Source organism: Mycobacterium sp. pUA109, assembly GCF_041287095.1.
Lineage (GTDB): Bacteria > Actinomycetota > Actinomycetes > Mycobacteriales > Mycobacteriaceae > Mycobacterium.
In genome coordinates this window covers 1-1,023 of sequence record NZ_JBGGKS010000059.1, presented here as the reverse complement: position 1 = coordinate 1,023, position 1,023 = coordinate 1, and the positions used below count along the sequence as shown (strand labels likewise).

The following is a 1,023-nucleotide window of genomic DNA, read 5'->3' as shown; positions in this document are numbered from 1 at the left end:
GTCCTCCTGGTGTTGTTGACGGGTTCGAGTCCCAAATGAACACCGAGGAGGACGTCATGAGCAAGCGTAGTGGGTTGTCGCGTGGTGACAAGCGCCGTAATGCCAAGTTGGCGCGGTTGCGGGAGTTGGTGCCGGTTGATCATGCGATCGTGAGTATTGATCTGGCTGATCGCAAGCAGGCGGTGGCGGTTTGTGATCATGATTCGCAGGTGTTGGCCCGCAAGACGGTCAAGGTGGGGGCCTGGGATTTGGGTCCGGTGCTGGACTGGGCGCAGCGTGTTGCGCGCGAGTGTGGGTTCGCGGGGGTGACGGTGGCGTGTGAGCCGACGGGGCATCGGTGGATGGTGGTCAATCAGCTTGCGGCGCAGCGGGATGTGGTGTTGGTGTGTGTGAATCCGATGCTGGTGGGCAAGGCGCGTGAGACTGAGGATTACACCCGGGATAAAAGCGATGACAAAGACGCGATGCTGATCGCGCGGTTGACCGCCCAGCTGAGCTGTTATGTCCCGGAGTGCGCCGCTGAGAGCTGGGCGCGGCTGCGCCAGCTCGGGGCGCGCCGGGCGCGGCTGGTCACCGAGGCCACCGCGTGTGTGCAGCAGGTGCGTGATCTGCTGGAGTGCGCCTGGCCCGGGGTGCTCGAGGCCGCAGCCGACCCGTTTGACTCGGTCAACTGGTGTGCGGCGTTGGCGGTGGTGCTGGATCGATGCAACGGTCACCCGGAACGGTTGGCCACCGGCGGCTTGGCGCGGTTTGAGCGCGCAGTGCTGCGCGAACTGCCGCGCTGGGGTGGGCAGCGGCGCCGCCGGCGTGTCATCGAGGCGGTGTTTGTCGCGTTGGTGGATATGCGTGGCGTGCTGACCCAACGGCGCGGTGCCCTGGAACGCGCCCGTGAGGTGCTGGCGGATTGGCGTAGCGTCACCACGCGGCTGGCCCAGACCGAAACCCGCATGATCGCCGCGCTCGACGAGCTGGGCCTGACCGATGTTGTCACCAGCATCCCGGGGCTTTCGGCGGTCGGGGCGG

Annotated in this window: 1 protein-coding gene; it reads left to right on the top strand. The window is 66.4% G+C overall.

The genetic code is table 11. The annotated features are described in order from the left end of the window. Nucleotides 1-56 precede the first annotated feature (56 nt). A partial coding sequence (locus ACAG26_RS27655; RefSeq protein ID WP_370486269.1) for a transposase occupies nt 57-1,023 on the top strand: 967 nt, incomplete at its 3' end.